Below are 17041 nucleotides of genomic sequence, written 5' to 3'. Positions count from 1 at the left end.
GATTCCGCGTAATCCGCGTCATTGTATGTATGTCCGAAGCTGGTGCGCTTCTTCTTAGCTTGCGTTACTTGCTCAGATATTCCGTTACGTTCTTTTCGATGCGGGCAGCGATGTCTTCGCTTGTCTCACGGACGAACTTCTCGCCGGTGATGTGCTCGTACAGCTCGATGTAGCGTTCGCTGATCGAAGTGACGATCTCGTCGGTCATCTCGGGCACCTGTTGTCCGGCCTTTCCCTGGAAACCGTTGTCCATCAGCCATTCGCGTACAAACTCCTTGGAGAGCTGTTTCTGCGGTTCGCCTTTGGCAAAGCGCTCTTCGTAGCCTTCGCTGTAGAAGTAGCGGCTGGAGTCGGGCGTATGGATTTCGTCCATCAGATAAATCTGACCGTTGTGCTTGCCGAACTCGTATTTGGTGTCTACCAGGATGAGGCCGCGTGCGGCTGCGATTTCCGTACCGCGCTGGAAGAGGGCCAGTGTGTACTTCTCCAGCAGGGCATATTCTTCAGGAGTGGCCAGGCCGCGTGCCAGGATTTCTTCCTTGGAGATGTCGGCATCGTGTTCGCCGATTTCAGCTTTGGTTGTCGGAGTGATGATGGGTTCGGGGAACTTCTGGTTTTCCTTCATGCCTTCGGGCAGACGTACACCGCAGATTTCGCGTACACCGCTCTTGTAGGCACGCCAGGCCGAACCACAGAGGTAGCCGCGTACAATCATTTCCACAGGGAAACCTTGGCACAGCACGCCGACGGTTACCATCGGATCGGGTGTAGCCAGCTTCCAGTTGGGGCAGATGTCTGTTGTGGCATCCAGGAACTTGGCGGCAATCTGATTCAGCATTTGGCCCTTGAAGGGGATGCCTTTCGGCAGGATGACGTCGAAGGCCGAGATACGGTCGGTTGCTACCATGACGAGCTTTTCGTCGTTGATGTTGTACACGTCACGTACTTTTCCGTGATACACACTCTTCTGGCCAGGAAAATGATAGTCCGTTTTAGTTAATGCTTGTTTCATAACTATTATGTATTTTGATTAGTATTGGTTGCTTGGCTTTTCTTTTCTTCTTTTTGACGTTCGCGTTCCGCTTTCTGCTCTTTTTCAAACTTCTCGTACGCCTCCACAATCTGTGTCACCAGTTTGTGACGGACGATATCCTTTTTGTTCAGCTCGATGAAGCTGATGCCCTTTACTCCTTTCAATATCTTCAGAGCCTGTACGAGGCCGGAGGTTTGCGAGGAGGGAAGGTCAATCTGTGTCATGTCGCCCGTCACGATCATCTTGGTGTTCATGCCCATGCGGGTGAGGAACATCTTGATTTGGGCGGTAGTGGTGTTCTGTGCCTCGTCGAGGATAACGACGGCGTCGTTCAGCGTACGTCCGCGCATGAAGGCCAGCGGAGCTATCTGGATGATGTTCAGCTCCATGTATTCCTTCAGTTTGGCGGCGGGTATCATGTCCTGCAGGGCGTCGTAGAGCGGTTGCAGGTACGGGTCTATCTTGTCCTTCATGTCGCCGGGCAGGAAGCCGAGCTTCTCGCCTGCCTCCACGGCGGGGCGGCTGAGGATGATTTTCTTAATTTCCTTGTTCTTCAGGGCACGCACGGCCAGGGCGATGGCGGTGTAGGTCTTGCCCGATCCGGCCGGGCCGATGGCAAACACCATATCATTCTTGTGGAAGGCATCCACCAGTTTCTGCTGGTTCTCGCTCCGGGGGATGATGGGTTTGCCCGTCACGCTGAACACGATGACGTTGCCGCTCTTCTCCGCCTGAGGCGCATTGCCCTTGATGATGTCGATAATGGCTTCCTCTTTCAGCGAGTTGTATTCGGCGCAATGCTTCTCCAGCTTGACGATATTCTCTTCGAAGGCACACATTTCCTCCTCGTCGCCCAGCACCTTGATGACATTGCCGCGCGCCACAATGCGCAGTTTGGGGTAAAGGGCTTTTATCAGCTGCATGTTGGCGTTGTTTACGCCGTAAAAGATGACGGGGTCGATATCTTCGAGGACAATCAGTTTTTCTATCATTGATATGGTTTAATGTTCATTGAAATGCCTTGCAAAGTTAGTGAATCGTTTCGAAAACCCTATCACTTCGCACCGTTATTTTTCAACACCGGCCTGACGACGATGCCGTTCGCGTTCTTGGTACAGCGGATGCATTCGTGCCGCAGGCTTTCTTCTTTCATGTTGAAGAGAATGTTGGGGTTGAAGTGCTGGCCGTTTATGCGTGTCTCGAAGTGCAGGTGCTCGGTAGTGGCGCGCCCCGTGCGTCCTGTCAGGGCAATGGCCTGGCCGGCCTTGACGGTGTCGCCGCTGTGTACCAGGTTCCTGGAGTTGTGGCTGTAGACGGTCTCCAGGCCGGAGGGGTGGCGCACCACGATGACGTTGCCATAGGCGCTGTAGGGCTTCGACATGCGTACCACGCCGCCGAAGGCACTGCGGATGGTGTCGTTGGCCCGGGTCTTGATGTCTACGCCCGTGTGCCGTCCGCCTCCCCGTCCGTAGGGCGAGATGACCTTGCCGCCGGGCAGGGGGAAGCAATAGTCCTTCTGCTCCAGGCTGTCGAGGTGCAGCAGGATGGTTTTGGTCTTGTCGAATAGTCCCGGCGTAGCCACGCGGATGTGGTTCACCTCCATGTTGGAGAAGGCGCCTGCCTTCTGCTGGGCATGCACTGGTAGGGTCAGCAGAAAGCCGATGAGGATGATGAGCGATGTTTTCATTCGAAGTAATGGATGCTTCCACCGTCGGACGAAGCGTATTTTCTTAAAAGTTCCTGTGTCATTTCGGCTGCCTGTTGTAGGCGGGTCGTGTCGCCGTCGTAACCGTTGATGACGGCCAGTATGTGGCGGGTACCGACGTCCATCTTGGTGCGTTCGTTGTCGCTGGTAGGGGTGCCGATACCTCCTGCGGCATCGCGGAAGACGGGCAGGCCTTCAATGTTGAGCACGCCGCGGCCGATGCCCTCGAACGGTTCTTCGGCCCGTCCGATGCCCAGGCAGAGGTTGGTGCCTTGAATCTTGTCGGCATCGAAGCCGCCGATGCTGTATCCCGTACGCAGCGAGACGAGGTTGATGAGATCTACCAGCGTATCAATTTGGTACAGCTCCAGCCCGCGGAGCAGACGCCGACGCAGGGCTTCGGCGGAGGGACGGTAGCGGCTGGGGTCCTTGCCGCAACGTTTGTAGGCTTCGCGGGTGGCGGCAATGGCGGGTTGGTGCTTGATGCCTTCGGTCGTGTCGGCGGCACGCAGTTCGTCGGTAAAGGCGTTTATTTCCTGCCAAAGGCCTTCGCTGTGGAGCGTATTGGTCACTTCGGCATAGACGGCTGCTCCGCGGTATTCGGGGCAGCGCGATTTCAGTTCTTCGGATACGGTGAGGTTGTACATAGTACTTAAGTTTTTAGTTTGTAATTAGCTACGAGCTACAAGCTACGAGTGACGAGTGGGCTGCGCAATTACTTGTCACTTGTAGCTCGTAGCTCGTCACTCATAGCTCTTCATCATGATTCCCGACAGCATCCTGCCCGACTTGATTCCCAGCCGGCGGGCGGAGAAGAAGTCTTCGTGGCGGGTGTAGGTACAGATGCCGGCGGTTTCTATCTGCGTGTCGGGCAAGCCGAAGTCCAGCAGTTGCAGCTGGTTGGCGGCCCACAGGTCGATGTGGTGCTTGTGGGTGTCGTTGTGCCATTCGGCGATGTAGGGCATGGGGAAGTCGGCGGTGCGGAAGGCTTCGTACACCTCTTCGCCCACCTCGAAGGCGGCAAGCGAGATGCCGGGGCCGATAACAGCCTGCACGTCTTTGCCCTCCGTGCCGTAGAGCGTTTGCATCCGCTCCAGCGTGTGCCGAACGATGCGGTTCACCGTTCCCCGCCAGCCGGCATGGACGGCGGCGATGGCGCGGTGCCTTTGGTCATACAATAGAATAGGAATGCAGTCGGCCGTCGAGATGCAGAGGCAGATGCCCGGCTCGCAGGTGATAAGGGCGTCGATGCTTTGCAGGCGTTCGTGGCGTGTCTGCGGGTCGGCCTGCAGGTAGTCGGTGTCGATGACGAGGGAGGCCGTGCCGTGTGTCTGCCAGGGGATGACGAGCTCCTGGGGGCGTTGCGGCAGGGCTTGCAGGAGTAGTTCCTGGTTGCGGAGGACGTTCTCGGCCGAGTCGTCTGTGTAGGGTGTGCAGTTCAGCGAGGCGTAGGTGCTTGTGCTGACGCCGCCGTGGCGGGTGGTGCTGAAAGCAAAAATGTCGGAGCATGCATCGTTTAATGCATACTCCAACATTCGTTTGTCGGGGCTGAGGCGGCTCATTGCTTGTCGTCCTCCCAGTCCTCTTCCTCGTATTCGAAGTCCTCGAGGTCTTCGATGTCGTCCTCGTCCACATACTCGATGCTGAGGTCCTCGTCTTCGCCTTCGTCGGCCAGCTCCTCCTTCAGGTGGCTCATGTCCTTGGGGCGGTGGGCGATGCTTTCTATCTTGCCCTCAATCTTGTTGCTCTCCTTGTTTAGTTCCTCCCACAGGATATCCTTCAGTACGTTGATGCCGAGGCCCGAGATGGCGGAGATGAACACGTGGGGCACGTCCTGGGGCAGGGTAGGCTCTATCTCGTCCATCAGTTCCTGGTCCAGCATGTCGCACTTGGTGATGGCCAGTACGCGCTGCTTGTCCAGCATTTCGGGGTTGAAGTTCTTCAACTCGTTCAGCAGGATGTTGTATTCCTTGGTGATGTCGTCGCTGTCGGCGGGTACCATGAAGAGCAACAGCGAGTTGCGTTCGATGTGGCGCAGGAAGCGCAGACCCAGTCCGCGGCCTTCACTGGCTCCTTCGATGATGCCGGGGATGTCGGCCATGACGAACGACTTGCCTTCACGGTAGGACACGATGCCCAGGTTGGGCTCCATCGTGGTGAACGGATAGTTGGCTATCTTCGGCTTGGCTGACGATACGGCCGATAGCAGAGTTGACTTGCCGGCATTGGGGAAGCCCACCAGTCCGACGTCGGCCAGCAGCTTCAGCTCCATGATGACGGTCATCTCCTGCATCGGTTCGCCGGGTTGTGCGAAGCGCGGAGCCTGACGGGTAGCCGTCTTGAAGTGCCAGTTGCCCAGTCCGCCGCGTCCTCCCTTCAGCAGGATCACTTCCTGTCCGTGTTCGGTGACGTCGCAGATGTACTCGCCCGTCTCGGCGTTGTAGACCACCGTGCCGCAGGGCACCTCGATGACCTTGTCCTCGCCGTCTTTGCCGAAGCTGCGGTTCTTGGAACCCGATTCGCCGTGACCGGCCATGATGTGGCGGTCGTAGCGCAGGTGGAGCAGGGTCCAATAGTTGCGGTTGCCGCGCAGGATGACGTGCCCCCCGCGTCCGCCGTCGCCACCGTCAGGCCCTCCGTTGGGCACGTATTTGGCGCGGCGCATGTGTGTGGAACCTCGGCCGCCCTTGCCCGAGCGGCAGTATATCTTTACATAGTCTACAAAGTTCGATTCTGCCATAATGCTATAATATTATAGATGCGTTGGCAAAGATACGAATAATTTCGCATACATTAGGATATAGGAAGCTATTCGCCTTTCATTTCTTGGCACACCTTGTCTATATATTGCACAAATGCATCGGAAAAGACATAAGTGTCGGCTTTGGCGGCTGCTTCGTTGTAGCGGCGGACGAAGGCCGGTATGTCGCAAAAACAGTCGATGGCAGTCTGAAGCCCCAATTGGTCACGGATGAGAAATACCATGTAGTCGCCGGTGGTATGTCCTCCAAAGTGGGCGCAGCCGGCGGCCTCTTCAAATTGCTCGGCTGTAATTTTTCCGGCTGCATAGTCGCACGTCAGGTTGTCAAGTTGTTTCAGTACTTCGGGGGTTGCGGCATAGTCGTCGTTGTACATCTTGACAATCTCCGGCCCGTATAGTCCCAGTTTGGTGACGGGCATTTCAGGTTTGCTGATGAGGTCGGCCGTGCCTTCCATTTGGTTGTATACGAGAGCCGTCAGTGCCGGGTCGTCCGAGTCCTTCGGATAGCGCAAGTCCCAGAGCGCATCCATGTAGTGATGGTGCAGTTCGTGGGCAGCTGTGTTGATGAACCCTTCCTTGCCGTCCTCATACACCTGGTTGATGTCGAAGAATACGGCTCCGCCCATGGCGCGCGACTCCGGGTCGAAAGCCAGATAGAACATCGGCAGGTCGGCCAGGGGCAAATCTTTCGCATCAGCCGGCAGGAACTCTTTCACCCGGCTGTATGCCTGTTTCATGAGTTGTTCAAAATCAGAATGGTGCAAGAAATGTTCCAGCGAATCCATCCGCTGGCGGATCTGATAGAAGTTTACGATAAAGTAATTTTCAAAAGGCGCGTCCGTTGCCATCGGTTGCAGGGCGATGCTGTCGGCCATGGCCCGGCAGGCAGGGTCGAAGACTGTGGTGAATGCCTTGCGGATATTCTGCTGCCATTCTTTCCAATCGGTGCGGATACTGAAGAACGACTGATAGCCTTTGGTCGCAAACAATGCTTCCCAATCGGCTTCGGAAGGTTGCTTCCCCTGTTCGGCAGCCCGTGCCAGTTCGATGAATCGGACGGCCGATTCGATGGAATATCTTGGAGTGGTCTGTGCCTGGATGCCCCCAACGAAGGATGCCAGAAGGCAGATGGTGATGATACAGTGTTTCATGTGTAAATGAGTGATTAAGTAAAACATAAGTTCAGTAAAAAATCATTGTTTAACAGCGACAAATGTAAATAAAATTTTTTCGTGCTGCAAGTCTGTAATTTTATGATGTGAAGATACTGCCTTGTCAGGCTTGCATATATGCTTCGGGTATGTTATCTTTGTAGCTGAGGGGGGAATCAAGTAACTGGATTGTATGAATCAAGTAGGTTGATTTATGGAATCAAGTAACATGATTGTAGGGAAACCTATATAGGATGCCCCCCTTACTCCCTGAGGGATCAGGTATGAAGTAACACTTTAACAGAAGAGAAGATATGGCTTATTTCAAGAAACAGAAGCAGAAAGGAAAATGGTATCCGCGTTCGCTGACATTGCGGGCGGTGGATACGATGGAAGTGGCCGAGCGGTTATCACAGATTTCAACGGTGAGCAAGGGCGACACGTATGCCGTGCTCTTGGGACTGGGCGAGGTGCTGGGCGGCATCATGGAGGCCGGTTATTCGGTCAAGTTGGACGGATTGGGCACATTTTACCTGGCGGGAAAGGCCAACGGGCAGGGCGTGGATACGCCCGAGGAGGTGTCGGCCCAGCAGTTTACCGAGGTACGCGTGCGTTTCATCCCCGAATACCGACGGGCACAGAACGGCAAGGTGACGAGCCGTACGCTGGTGCCCGACAAGGTGGAGTGGGTGGAACTGGAGCTGGCAAAGTGAGCGGAAGGCTCCGTGCGGATATAAAAAACACAGATTACGCAGACCGTTACAGACGATTGAAAACAATCTGTGCGAATCCGTGTAATCTGTGGTGAGTGTTTGCTTGTAGCGCGAAGCGGTTTACTTCACTGCGTCAATCGCCTTGCAGATGTCGGCAGTGATGGTCTCCAGCTCGCCCAGTCCGTTGATATGCGCGTAGAGGCCTTCCTGCTTGTACCAGTCGATGAGCGGAGCGGTTTGGCTGTGATAAACGGTGAGACGCTTCTTGATGGTCTCCTCGTTGTCGTCGGCACGGCCCGACTGCTGTCCGCGCAGGATGAGGCGCTTCATCAGTTCGTCTTCGGGCACGTCGAGGTCGAGCATCACGCTCACCTGCTGTCCGCGTTCGGCCAGCATCTTCTTCAGAGCCTCGGCCTGTGCGATGGTGCGGGGGAAGCCGTCGAAGATGACGCCTTTCGAGTCCTTGAAGCTGTCCAGTGTGGAAGCCAGGATGTCAATAATCAGGTTGTCGGGGAGGAGCTGGCCCTGGTCGATGTAACCTTTGGCTGTCTTGCCCAGCTCGGTTCCGTTCTTTATTTCGGCACGCAGCACGTCACCTGTGGAGATGTGGTTGATGCCATACTTTGCTACAATTCTCTCGCTTTGTGTGCCCTTGCCGGAACCGGGGGCACCGAAAATTACAATGTTCAACATATCTTTATTTAGTGGTTAGTGGTTAGTGGTAAGCGATTAGCGGTCAGGGATGAAGGCTCATCACTAACCGTTCACCGCTTACCGCTGCTTTATTCGTTTACAACGGTATAAATGTCCTTATAGTTCCGTCCGAAGCCGTCGTAGTCCAGTCCGTAACCCACGATGAAGTCGTTGGGGATGTGCATGGCGGCATACTCGATGTTGAGGTCCACCTTCAGTTTCTCGGGCTTGACGAGCAGGGTGGCGATGTGTATCTCCTTCGGTCCGCGGGTACCCAGCGTTTCGAGCAGGCGTTGCATGGTGAGGCCCGTATCCACGATGTCTTCCACGATGACTATGGTGCGTCCGCTCAGGTCTTCGTTGATGCCGATGACTTCCTTGACGGCCCCCGTTGACGACACGCCCTGGTAGGAGGCCAGTTTGACGAACGATATCTCGCAGGGGATGGTGATGCGTTTCATCAGGTCGGCGGTGAACATGAACGAACCGTTCAGCACGCTCAGGAAGAGCGGGTTCTTGCCGGCCAGGTCACGGTTGATTTCGTCGGCCACGCGGCTCACTTCTTTCAATATGTCCTCCTCCTTGATGGAGACGGTGAACTTCTTGTCTTTAATCTGTATGCAATCCATGGAACTTGTGAATATTAAATTGCTGCAAAGGTAGCGAATTTATTCCACTCCATGCATCATCTTCTGCAATTTCTTCGACAGCAGGAAGAGGATGAGCGACGCGGCAGCCGACATGACGACGAACACCAGGAAGAAGTCGAACATCGTCTCGATGCGGTAACCCAGCAGCGTCTTCACCTTTCCTGCCTCGGGATAGAGCCCCGACAGCATGCCGGCAAACTTGTTGGCCGTGGCCGTGGACAGGTACCAGATGCCCATCATCAGCGAGGCGAAGCGGACGGGTGTCAGCTTGTTCACCATGGACAGGCCGATGGGCGAAAGGGCAATCTCGCCCATCGTGTGGATGAAGTACAGGCCGGTCAGCCAGATGAGGCTTACCTTGACGCCGGGCTGCACGTCTTTCACACCGATGCAGATGACCAGATAGCCCAGCGACAGGAGCAACAGGCCGATGGCCTGCTTGGTGGGCGAAGAAGGCTCCATGTGCCGGCGTGCCAACGCTCCCCATACGCCCGGCATGACAGCAGCCAGGATGACGACGAATAAGGGGTTGAACGACTGGATCCACGAGGCAGGCATTTCCCAGCCGAAGATGACGCGGTCGGTCTGCTCCGAGGCAAACAGCGTGAGCGAAGCGCCTGCCTGCTCGTAGGCCGCCCAGAAGAAGATGACGAAGAAGGCGATGATATAGATAACCAGGATGCGGTCGCGTTCAATCTTGGTGAGCGAGCCGTCCATCAGGATGCTGGCCGGGAAGACGATGCAGGCCGTAAAGATGCCGATGCTGATCCAGTCGTTGCCGAAGCATCCGTAGAAGAACAGGGCCAGGACGACGGCCATCGCACAGCATATCCACAGGTTGCGGCGTTTGCGCCTGGCCTCCTCGGGCGTCTGGACCTTTACGGAGGTGCTTTCTGTTTCTTTGCGTGCATCGGGCACGATGCCCAGCTGTTGGCCGTCGGGGCCGATGAGGTAGCGGTTCTTCTGCGTTTCGAAGATTACGACTGTAAATACCGTGACGATGGCGGCAATCAGGAAGCCCCATTTGAAGTCCTGCGGATTGCCCGTCTCGCCGAAGTAGCCGCAGACAAGTGGAGCGAGGAACGACCCCACGTTGACGCCCATATAGAAGATGGTATAGGCCGAGTCGAGCCGACGGTCACCGGGTTCGTACAGCTGCCCGACGAGCGACGATACCGTGGGCTTGAAGAAGCCGTTGCCCAATATAAGGAAGGTCAGTCCGCCGTACATCAGTCCCCTCGACAATTCCTGTGCATCGAGCATGGAGGCACTGAAGAACATCAGAAACTGTCCGACGGCCATCAGCACGGCTCCCCAAAAGACGGAGCGACGGATACCCCAATACTTGTCGGCCACGTAGCCGCCGATAAGTGGAGTCAGATAGACGAGGCCCGTGTAGCTGCCGTAGATGGAGGCAGCCGTCTCGGTGTCGAGCAACAGGGCTTGGGTGAGAAACAGAATGAAGATGGCGCGCATACCGTAATAGCTGAAGCGCTCGGCCGTACTGGTGGCGAAAATCAGGTAGAGGCCTTTGGGATGTTTGTTGGTCGTATTCATGAGTGGTATTTGTTTTTGCGGCGCGAAGTTACGAATTATTGGGCGAATGCATTCCTTTTTGCCTTTTACATTTTTCAGAAAGGTGGCATGAAACGTGTTTTCATTTGCGAAATAGAATCGGAATGCCTACTTTTGTGGAAAACTGTAAGCAAGGCATTATGAAAATATTTCCGACTTCAGGCATCCGTCAGCTGGATGCCTATACCATCGAGCACGAGCCCATTGCCTCCATCGACCTGATGGAGCGGGCCGCACGGGCGTTGGCTGACGCCATCATGGAGCAGTGGCCCGATACCGACACTCCTTTCACTGTATTTGCAGGTCCCGGCAACAATGGGGGCGACGCTTTGGCCGTGGCACGACTGATGGCCGAACAGGGCTATCGGCTGGAAGTCTTCCTCTTCAACCCGCAGGGGAAACTCTCCGAAGACTGTGCCGTGAACCGTGAACGCCTTCTGCAGGTGGAAGGCATCACTTTCCATGAAATCTCCACCCAGTTTGCCCCTCCCACACTGACGGCAGACCACGTGGTGGTGGACGGCCTCTTCGGCAGCGGGCTGAATAAACCGTTGGGCGGAGGGTTTGCCGCTGTGGTGAAGTATATCAACGCCTCGCCCGCCCATGTGGTGGCCATCGACGTACCTTCGGGTCTGATGGGCGAGGACAATACCTATAATATAGCAGCCCATATTGTACGGGCCGACCTGACCCTGAGCCTGCAACTGCCCAAGCTGGCTTTCCTTTTTGCCGAGAACGAAACTTATGTCGGTGAATGGCGTCTGCTGGACATCGGCCTGAGCGAGGAAGCCATCGAAGAAACGGAAACCGATTTCGAACTGGCCGATGACGACGAGCTGCCCTCCCTGCTCCGTCCGCGCGGACGTTTCGCTCACAAAGGCAACTTCGGCCGCGCGCTGCTCATTGCCGGTTCGCAGGGCATGGCGGGGGCTTCCATCCTGTCGGCACGGGGCTGTCTGCGTTCGGGCGTGGGGTTGCTGACCGTGCATGTTCCCTTCTGCAACAACTTTATGGTACAATCATCCGTACCCGAAGCCATGACCGAGCTGGACTACAACGAGACACGTTTCTCCGAGCCGACCGATACGGACGATTATCAGGCTGTGGGCATCGGTCCGGGGCTGGGACGGGAACCTCAGACGGTGGAGGCGGTTGTGGAGCAGATTCGTGCCTGCCAGACGCCGATGGTCATTGATGCCGATGCCCTCTATGCGCTGGGCGAACACCGTTCAGGACTGAACCATCTGCCGGCCGGCAGCATTCTGACGCCCCATCCCAAGGAACTGGAGCGGTTGGTAGGCAAGTGCCAGAACTCCTACGAACGGCTGATGAAGGCGCGCGAGCTGGCACAAAACGTGGGTGTGTACATCGTGCTGAAGGGTGCCTATACGGCTGTCATAGCGCCTTCAGGGCATTGCTGGTTCAATACCACAGGCAATCCCGGCATGGCGACAGGGGGAAGCGGCGATGTGCTGACGGGCGTGTTGCTGGCTTTGCTGGCACAGGGCTATGATGCAGGGACGGCTGCCCGGCTGGGTGTCTATGTACACGGCCTGGCCGGCGACATTGCTGCCCGCAAGCAGGGGCGTACGGGAATGACGGCGGGCGACATTGCTACCTGCCTGCCCCTGGCATGGAAGCTGCTGGAAGATAAGGACGAGTGAACTTAAGGCATGGAATGGATACAGGCATGGATGGAGCGGATTGGCGCTGCTTCACCTTTGAGACGCGATCCGCTTCATCCATGTCTGATGAATATTGCATTGCAAACGTTATTTCCGTGAAGTGATGTGGAAGCAGGCCTGCTTGATTTCATACTTCACATAGCAGCGGTCGGCCTGTTTCAAGTCGCGCAATACTTCGGCGAGCACCAGCTTCAGTGTGTCGGCACCGACATCCTGCATGGGGCGTCCGTCCTCGTCCTCCACTTTTTGGAAGCGCTTCCAGCTGACGTCGAATGTTGTGCCGTAGGCATGGGTGGAGTTGCTGGAGGCATTGGAGTTGCGGCGTCGCAGGCGCTTCACGTCTTTCTCCGTGCGTAGGACGGAAGTGACGATGATACGGTTGGGGTTGAGCCCCTTGGAAGCGAGCGAGTCGAGGAAATTCTGTCCGATGGTATCCAGCAGGGCAGCGGCGCCTGGTATCAGGTAGGGGATGGAGTGGGTGAGTGAGTCGACGGCATAGCGGTCGTTGGACTCGATGAAGGTCAGCTGGTCGGTCATCTCTTCCGCATCTTCACGCGAGGCAATGGGGGTGATGCCGATGGCTTGGGCCACGTTGAGCTGTTTCTGGTTCAGGTCGCCGAAGGTCCGGCCGAAGTTGGCTACGCCGTGGATGTTGCGTGGCTCGTTCATCTTCATCGACATGTCTTTCTTTTTACATCCCGTAAAGGCGGAGGCAAGGCCTGCTGCCAGCAGCAGGCAGGGGAGGAGGCGCGAGGCCCGTTGGGTCAGTTTCATTTTCATTACTTGTTTTAAGTCGTTTTACTTTGTGGTTTTTGGGAAACCGCGTGCAAAGATATAAAATTATCCGTACCTTTGCGTCCTAAAAAGATATCTGATGCAACGATATTTCATTGATTTAGCTTACGACGGTACGGCCTATCACGGCTGGCAGGTACAACCCAACGGGGCGAGTGTGCAGGAGTGTCTGGAGAAAGCCTTGTCCACATTGCTGCGCCGTGAGGTCGGTGTGGTGGGGGCCGGGCGGACGGATGCGGGTGTGCATGCGTCGCTCATGGTGGCCCATTTTGATGCCGACGGTCTGCTCGATGAGGCTTTCATGACAGACAAGCTGAACCGTCTGTTGCCGCCCGATATCTCGGTCTACCGCCTGCGGGCCGTGAAGCCCGAAGCACACGCCCGTTTCGACGCCACGTCGCGCATGTACCGGTATTACGTCACGACGGCCAAGCGTCCCTTCGACCGTCAGTATCGTTGCCGCCTCTTCCAGCGGCCTGACTTTGACCGTATGAACGAGGCCGCCCGGGCTTTGTTTGACTATACCGACTTTACCAGCTTCAGCAAGCTGCACACGGATGTGAAGACCAACAACTGCCGCATCATGGAAGCTGCCTGGACGCAGGTGGACGAGGTGACGTGGGTGTTCACTATCCGTGCCGACCGCTTCTTGCGCAACATGGTGCGGGCGGTGGTAGGTACGCTGCTCGAGGTGGGGCGTGGCAAGATGGACGTGGCTGGGTTCCGTCGCGTCATCGAGCAGAAGGACCGTTGCAGGGCGGGTACGTCCGTGCCGGGCAATGCCCTTTTTCTGGTAGACGTCACCTATCCCGATTCCTTGTTTGATATTTGATATTTTATATTTGATATTTCTCTCCCATGTGGTTATTGCTTGCTTTTCTCTCGGCCGCGTTGCTGGGATTTTATGATGCCTTCAAGAAGGAGTCGTTGCGCGACAATGCCGTGCTGCCTGTCCTCTTTCTGAACACAATTTTTTCCAGTCTGGTGTTTCTGCCTTTCATCCTCTTGTCCTTCTGGGCTCCCGACGTACTCCGTGGGACAATGTTCGACATGCCGGTGGCGGGATGGGAGGAACACAAGTACATCCTGCTCAAGTCGTTCATCGTGCTTTCATCATGGATTTTCGGTTATTTCGGCATGAAGCACCTGCCGCTCACCATCGTGGGGCCGATTAATGCCACCCGCCCTGTCATGGTGCTGGTAGGAGCCTTGCTCTTCTTTGGCGAACGGCTGAATCTGTATCAGTGGGCCGGCGTGTTGCTGGCCGTGCTATCCTTCTTTATGCTGAGCCGTTCGGGCAAGAAGGAAGGCATCGACTTCCAGCACAACAAGTGGATTCTGTTCATCGTACTGGCGGCAGTGACAGGGGCCGTCAGTGGCCTGTACGACAAGTATCTGATGACGCGCCTCCATCCCATGCTGGTACAGTCGTGGTACAATGTCTATCAGGTGTTCATCATGTGTCCCATCATTCTGCTGTTGTGGTACCCCCAGCGCAAGACCAGTACTCCTTTCCATTGGAAGTGGACCATTGTCGGTATTTCCCTGTTTCTTTGTGCGGCCGATTTCGCCTACTTCTACGCCCTCAGCTACGAAGACTCCATGATTTCCATCGTTTCGATGGTGCGTCGTGGCAGTGTGGTGGTTTCCTTCCTCTTCGGTGCCCTGTTCTTCCACGAGAAGAACCTCAAGAGCAAGGCGGTCGACCTCATCCTGGTGCTCATCGGCATGTTCTTCCTCTATCTGGGCAGCCGTTGACGGGGCGATAAAGGAGAATTAACGTCGGCCGGTCTTGTATCTTTCGGCGTTAATTCTCATATTTGCAACCGGATTTAAACTCAATTCATGTTATGGCAGAAGATTTGTATATCAGTGGCGGCACGAAGGAAGAACGCTACGAGGCCCTGCTTCCGCAGCTTCAGGGACTTCTGTCGGGTGAAACCGATGAAGTGGCCAATCTGGCCAATGTGGCGGCTGCCTTGAAGGAAACGTTCGGTTTCTTTTGGGTAGGTTTCTATCGGGTGTCGGGCGAGGAACTGGTGCTGGGACCCTTTCAAGGGCCTGTGGCCTGTACGCGCATCCGCAAGGGGCGGGGCGTCTGTGGTACGGCCTGGCAGGAAGCCCGTACGCTGGTGGTGCCCGATGTTGATGCTTTCCCCGGCCATATAGCCTGCAGCTCGCTTTCGCGTTCGGAAATCGTCGTACCGTTGACCGGCGGTGCGGGCGAGGTATGGGGTGTGCTCGATATAGACAGTAGTGAACTCAATACGTTCGACGAGGTGGATGTCCGCTTCTTGCAGGAGGTGTGCCGTCTGCTCCGCCACAATGCTGACAAATAAAGACTGATGGAAATGAAAAAGCTGTATACTTTTATATATGCGGTCCTTTTGGGGGTAGCTCCCTTGTTCGGGCAGACTGCCAAGGACTGTTTCAAGGCTATGCCCGATAGCCTGACCCCCTTGCTGACGGCTGTCAACAAAGCTGATTTCATCGATTTTCTGGAAAGCAAGATGCGGGCGGAAGTGACCAACCGCTTGGGGCAGAAGTCCGAAATGACAGAACTGACCCCCGACTATATCCGCATGCAGATGACCAGCCGCAGCTTTTGGCAGATGAAGGTGCTGGACGTGAACGACTCGACGCGTGTCGTGTGTACGGTTTCTACCGTCAACGGTCCTGTACCCGATAGCGACATCCGTTTCTATACTACGGGTTGGAAGGAGCTTCCTGCCTCTTCTTTCCTCCGGCAGCCTGTGCTGGAGGACTTCCTTTCTGTCTCCGATTCGGTGGCCGACAATGGCGTACGGCAGGCCTTGAGCCAGGTGGACATGACGCTGGTCATGGCCGATCTCTCTGCCAAGGACGATACGCTGACGTTCACCTTCACGACACCCCGCTATATAGACAAAGAGGCGAATGAAGTGTTGAAACCTTTCATTCGCCCCGTGCTGAAATATGTGTGGAGGGAAGGACGTTTCGTGCCCGTCACTTCCCTTTGATGCGGTCGAAGCCTTCGCCGTAGACACCGATGACGGCGCTTTGTGACACGAACGCGTGCGGGTCAATCTCTTTGATCAGGTGGAAGATGATGCCCGACTCGCGTTTCTTGGCCAGGATGAACAACATCTTGATTTCCTTGCCTGTATAGAAACCCGAGGCATTGATGACCGTCACGCCGCGATGCGGATAGACGTTGATGTGCTTGCCTATCTCTTCGTATTTGTCGCTGATGATGAAGAACTGTACCGACTGGCGCGCACTGTTCACCACCTGGTCGAGGACAAAGCTGCAGATGTACAAGGTAACGTATCCGTATACAACTTTTTCCCAATCTTTCAGAACGAAATAACTGGACGAAATAATGATGAGGTCGCAGATCAGCATAACCTTGCCCAGCGTGATGTCCCGATATTTGTTGATGATGGCTGCAATGATATCCGTGCCACCTGTGCTGCCGTTCGACGAGAAGGCGATGCCAATGCCGCTTCCGCAGAATGAGGCGCCAATGACGCAGGCCATGAACGGCTGGTCGTGAAGCAGCGTGATGCCTTGGGTTACTCGTTGGATGACCGACAGAAAGAAGGTCAGGGTAAATACGGCAAAGATAGTCTTGATGCTGAACTTCCATCCCAAAATGCGGATGGCCAGGAGCAGCAGGATGAAGTTGATGGAGAAATAGACGTACTGTACAGGAAGCCCGATGGCGAAATAAACAATGGATGCAATGCCGGGGACGCCTCCCGTGGTGATGTCGTTGGGCAGCAGGAATACGGTCCATCCGATGCCGTACATAATCATGCCCAAGGCTATCATGAGGTAATCTTTGGCTTCATGGATAGCCGCTTGTTTGGATGGAAGTTTAAGTTTTGCGTTCATTTTCTTCTTCAATTTAGTATAAGGTCTTAGAAAACGGGCGCAAAATTAATTCTTCTTTTGTTCAGAAACAAGAAAAGCCGGATTTTTTCATTCAACTGTAATTGTAATTGTAATAGGTGGTTGCGGCTTGTTGGAAAAGCAATTTTGTTTGTAACTTCTTCCTTGTTATTGAGTGTGCATATTCTCTTTCTTCCTTGTATGTGTCCTGCTTTTTTCTTGTGCACATTCTCTCTGTAGTTCTTGCACGTTGTTTTCCCCTCTTCAAATCATTGCTTTCCGGACGGGAAGTCGCCGTTTTCTTATCCGAAACTGTAATTGTAATTGTCATGCGCGCGCGATGCGCCCGCGTGAAATATTATAATGTGTGCCTTCTTTTTCCTGCCTCCACAAGCATGGGAAAATTA

The 17041-nt window shown here is 55.2% G+C and carries 17 protein-coding genes and 1 pseudogene; 6 read left to right on the top strand and 12 right to left on the bottom strand.

The window, feature by feature from the left end:
• Positions 1-64: 64 nt before the first annotated feature.
• The 7 genes from BQ7483_RS00685 to BQ7483_RS00655 form a co-directional block, all read right to left on the bottom strand.
• A complete protein-coding gene (locus tag BQ7483_RS00685) occupies positions 65-1012 on the bottom strand; it encodes a phosphoribosylaminoimidazolesuccinocarboxamide synthase (RefSeq protein WP_022021076.1) in 948 nt (315 codons plus the stop codon).
• Positions 1013-1017: 5 nt separating this feature from the next.
• Positions 1018-2025 carry a PhoH family protein gene (locus tag BQ7483_RS00680; RefSeq protein WP_022021075.1) on the bottom strand — a complete coding sequence of 336 codons (1008 nt, stop codon included), beginning with the start codon at positions 2023-2025 and terminating at the stop codon, positions 1018-1020.
• Between the two features lie 62 nt (positions 2026-2087).
• Positions 2088-2720, bottom strand: a complete 633-nt coding sequence (locus tag BQ7483_RS00675) for a M23 family metallopeptidase (protein WP_072544475.1) — start codon at positions 2718-2720, stop codon at positions 2088-2090.
• Positions 2717-3385 (bottom strand): B3/B4 domain-containing protein, encoded by a 669-nt coding sequence (locus tag BQ7483_RS00670; protein ID WP_072544474.1) that lies wholly within the window; start codon positions 3383-3385, stop codon positions 2717-2719. Before BQ7483_RS00670 ends, BQ7483_RS00675 begins: the two co-directional genes overlap by 4 nt.
• 96 nt (positions 3386-3481) lie before the next feature.
• On the bottom strand, positions 3482-4300 hold the full coding sequence (pgeF, locus tag BQ7483_RS00665) for a peptidoglycan editing factor PgeF (protein WP_072544473.1): 819 nt from the start codon (positions 4298-4300) through the stop codon (positions 3482-3484).
• On the bottom strand, positions 4297-5478 hold the full coding sequence (gene obgE, locus BQ7483_RS00660; protein WP_072544472.1) for a GTPase ObgE: 1182 nt from the start codon (positions 5476-5478) through the stop codon (positions 4297-4299). Before obgE ends, pgeF begins: the two co-directional genes overlap by 4 nt.
• Positions 5479-5546: 68 nt before the next feature.
• Positions 5547-6650, bottom strand: coding sequence for a DUF5700 domain-containing putative Zn-dependent protease (locus BQ7483_RS00655; RefSeq protein ID WP_072544471.1), 1104 nt, complete (start codon positions 6648-6650; stop codon positions 5547-5549).
• Positions 6651-6958: 308 nt separating this feature from the next.
• Here BQ7483_RS00655 and BQ7483_RS00650 point away from each other — a divergent pair.
• Positions 6959-7363: pseudogene (locus tag BQ7483_RS00650) on the top strand (HU family DNA-binding protein); the annotation flags it as partial.
• Positions 7364-7483: 120 nt separating this feature from the next.
• Here BQ7483_RS00650 and BQ7483_RS00645 read toward each other — a convergent pair.
• The 3 genes from BQ7483_RS00645 to BQ7483_RS00635 form a co-directional block, all read right to left on the bottom strand.
• Positions 7484-8056, bottom strand: coding sequence for an adenylate kinase (locus tag BQ7483_RS00645; RefSeq protein ID WP_022021068.1), 573 nt, complete (start codon positions 8054-8056; stop codon positions 7484-7486).
• Positions 8057-8145: 89 nt separating this feature from the next.
• On the bottom strand, positions 8146-8685 hold the full coding sequence (gene hpt / locus BQ7483_RS00640) for a hypoxanthine phosphoribosyltransferase (RefSeq protein WP_072544469.1): 540 nt from the start codon (positions 8683-8685) through the stop codon (positions 8146-8148).
• Positions 8686-8724: 39 nt separating this feature from the next.
• The gene (locus BQ7483_RS00635) at positions 8725-10263 is read right to left on the bottom strand and encodes a peptide MFS transporter (RefSeq protein WP_072544468.1); all 1539 of its coding nucleotides are present in this window, start codon (positions 10261-10263) and stop codon (positions 8725-8727) included.
• Positions 10264-10421: 158 nt separating this feature from the next.
• Between BQ7483_RS00635 and BQ7483_RS00630 the strand changes: the two genes are divergently transcribed.
• A complete protein-coding gene (locus BQ7483_RS00630) occupies positions 10422-11945 on the top strand; it encodes a bifunctional ADP-dependent NAD(P)H-hydrate dehydratase/NAD(P)H-hydrate epimerase (RefSeq protein WP_072544467.1) in 1524 nt (507 codons plus the stop codon).
• A gap of 108 nt (positions 11946-12053) precedes the next feature.
• On the opposite strand, the gene BQ7483_RS00625 is transcribed toward BQ7483_RS00630, so the two are convergent.
• Entirely contained in the window at positions 12054-12740 is a 687-nt protein-coding gene (locus BQ7483_RS00625; RefSeq protein ID WP_022021064.1) for a DUF5715 family protein, read from the bottom strand.
• Between the two features lie 100 nt (positions 12741-12840).
• Between BQ7483_RS00625 and truA the strand changes: the two genes are divergently transcribed.
• The 4 genes from truA (at position 12841) to BQ7483_RS00605 (ending at position 15760) form a co-directional block, all read left to right on the top strand.
• Positions 12841-13593 (top strand): tRNA pseudouridine(38-40) synthase TruA, encoded by a 753-nt coding sequence (truA, locus tag BQ7483_RS00620; RefSeq protein WP_072544466.1) that lies wholly within the window; start codon positions 12841-12843, stop codon positions 13591-13593.
• Between the two features lie 26 nt (positions 13594-13619).
• Complete coding sequence (locus BQ7483_RS00615) at positions 13620-14519, top strand: DMT family transporter (protein WP_022021062.1); 900 nt, start codon at positions 13620-13622, stop codon at positions 14517-14519.
• Between the two features lie 92 nt (positions 14520-14611).
• Positions 14612-15100 (top strand): GAF domain-containing protein, encoded by a 489-nt coding sequence (locus BQ7483_RS00610; protein WP_022021061.1) that lies wholly within the window; start codon positions 14612-14614, stop codon positions 15098-15100.
• Positions 15101-15112: 12 nt separating this feature from the next.
• Positions 15113-15760: a DUF3256 family protein gene (locus BQ7483_RS00605; protein ID WP_072544551.1), complete on the top strand. Its 648-nt coding sequence runs from the start codon at positions 15113-15115 to the stop codon at positions 15758-15760.
• Here the strand turns inward: BQ7483_RS00605 and BQ7483_RS00600 are convergent.
• Positions 15747-16637, bottom strand: coding sequence for a YitT family protein (locus tag BQ7483_RS00600; RefSeq protein ID WP_072544465.1), 891 nt, complete (start codon positions 16635-16637; stop codon positions 15747-15749). The genes BQ7483_RS00605 and BQ7483_RS00600 overlap by 14 nt on opposite strands.
• Positions 16638-17041: the final 404 nt, after the last annotated feature.

It is taken from the genome of Mediterranea massiliensis (assembly GCF_900128475.1).
Lineage (GTDB): Bacteria > Bacteroidota > Bacteroidia > Bacteroidales > Bacteroidaceae > Bacteroides > Bacteroides massiliensis_E.
The sequence above is the reverse complement of the archived record's forward strand: the minus strand, read 5'-3'. Positions and strand labels throughout refer to the sequence as shown.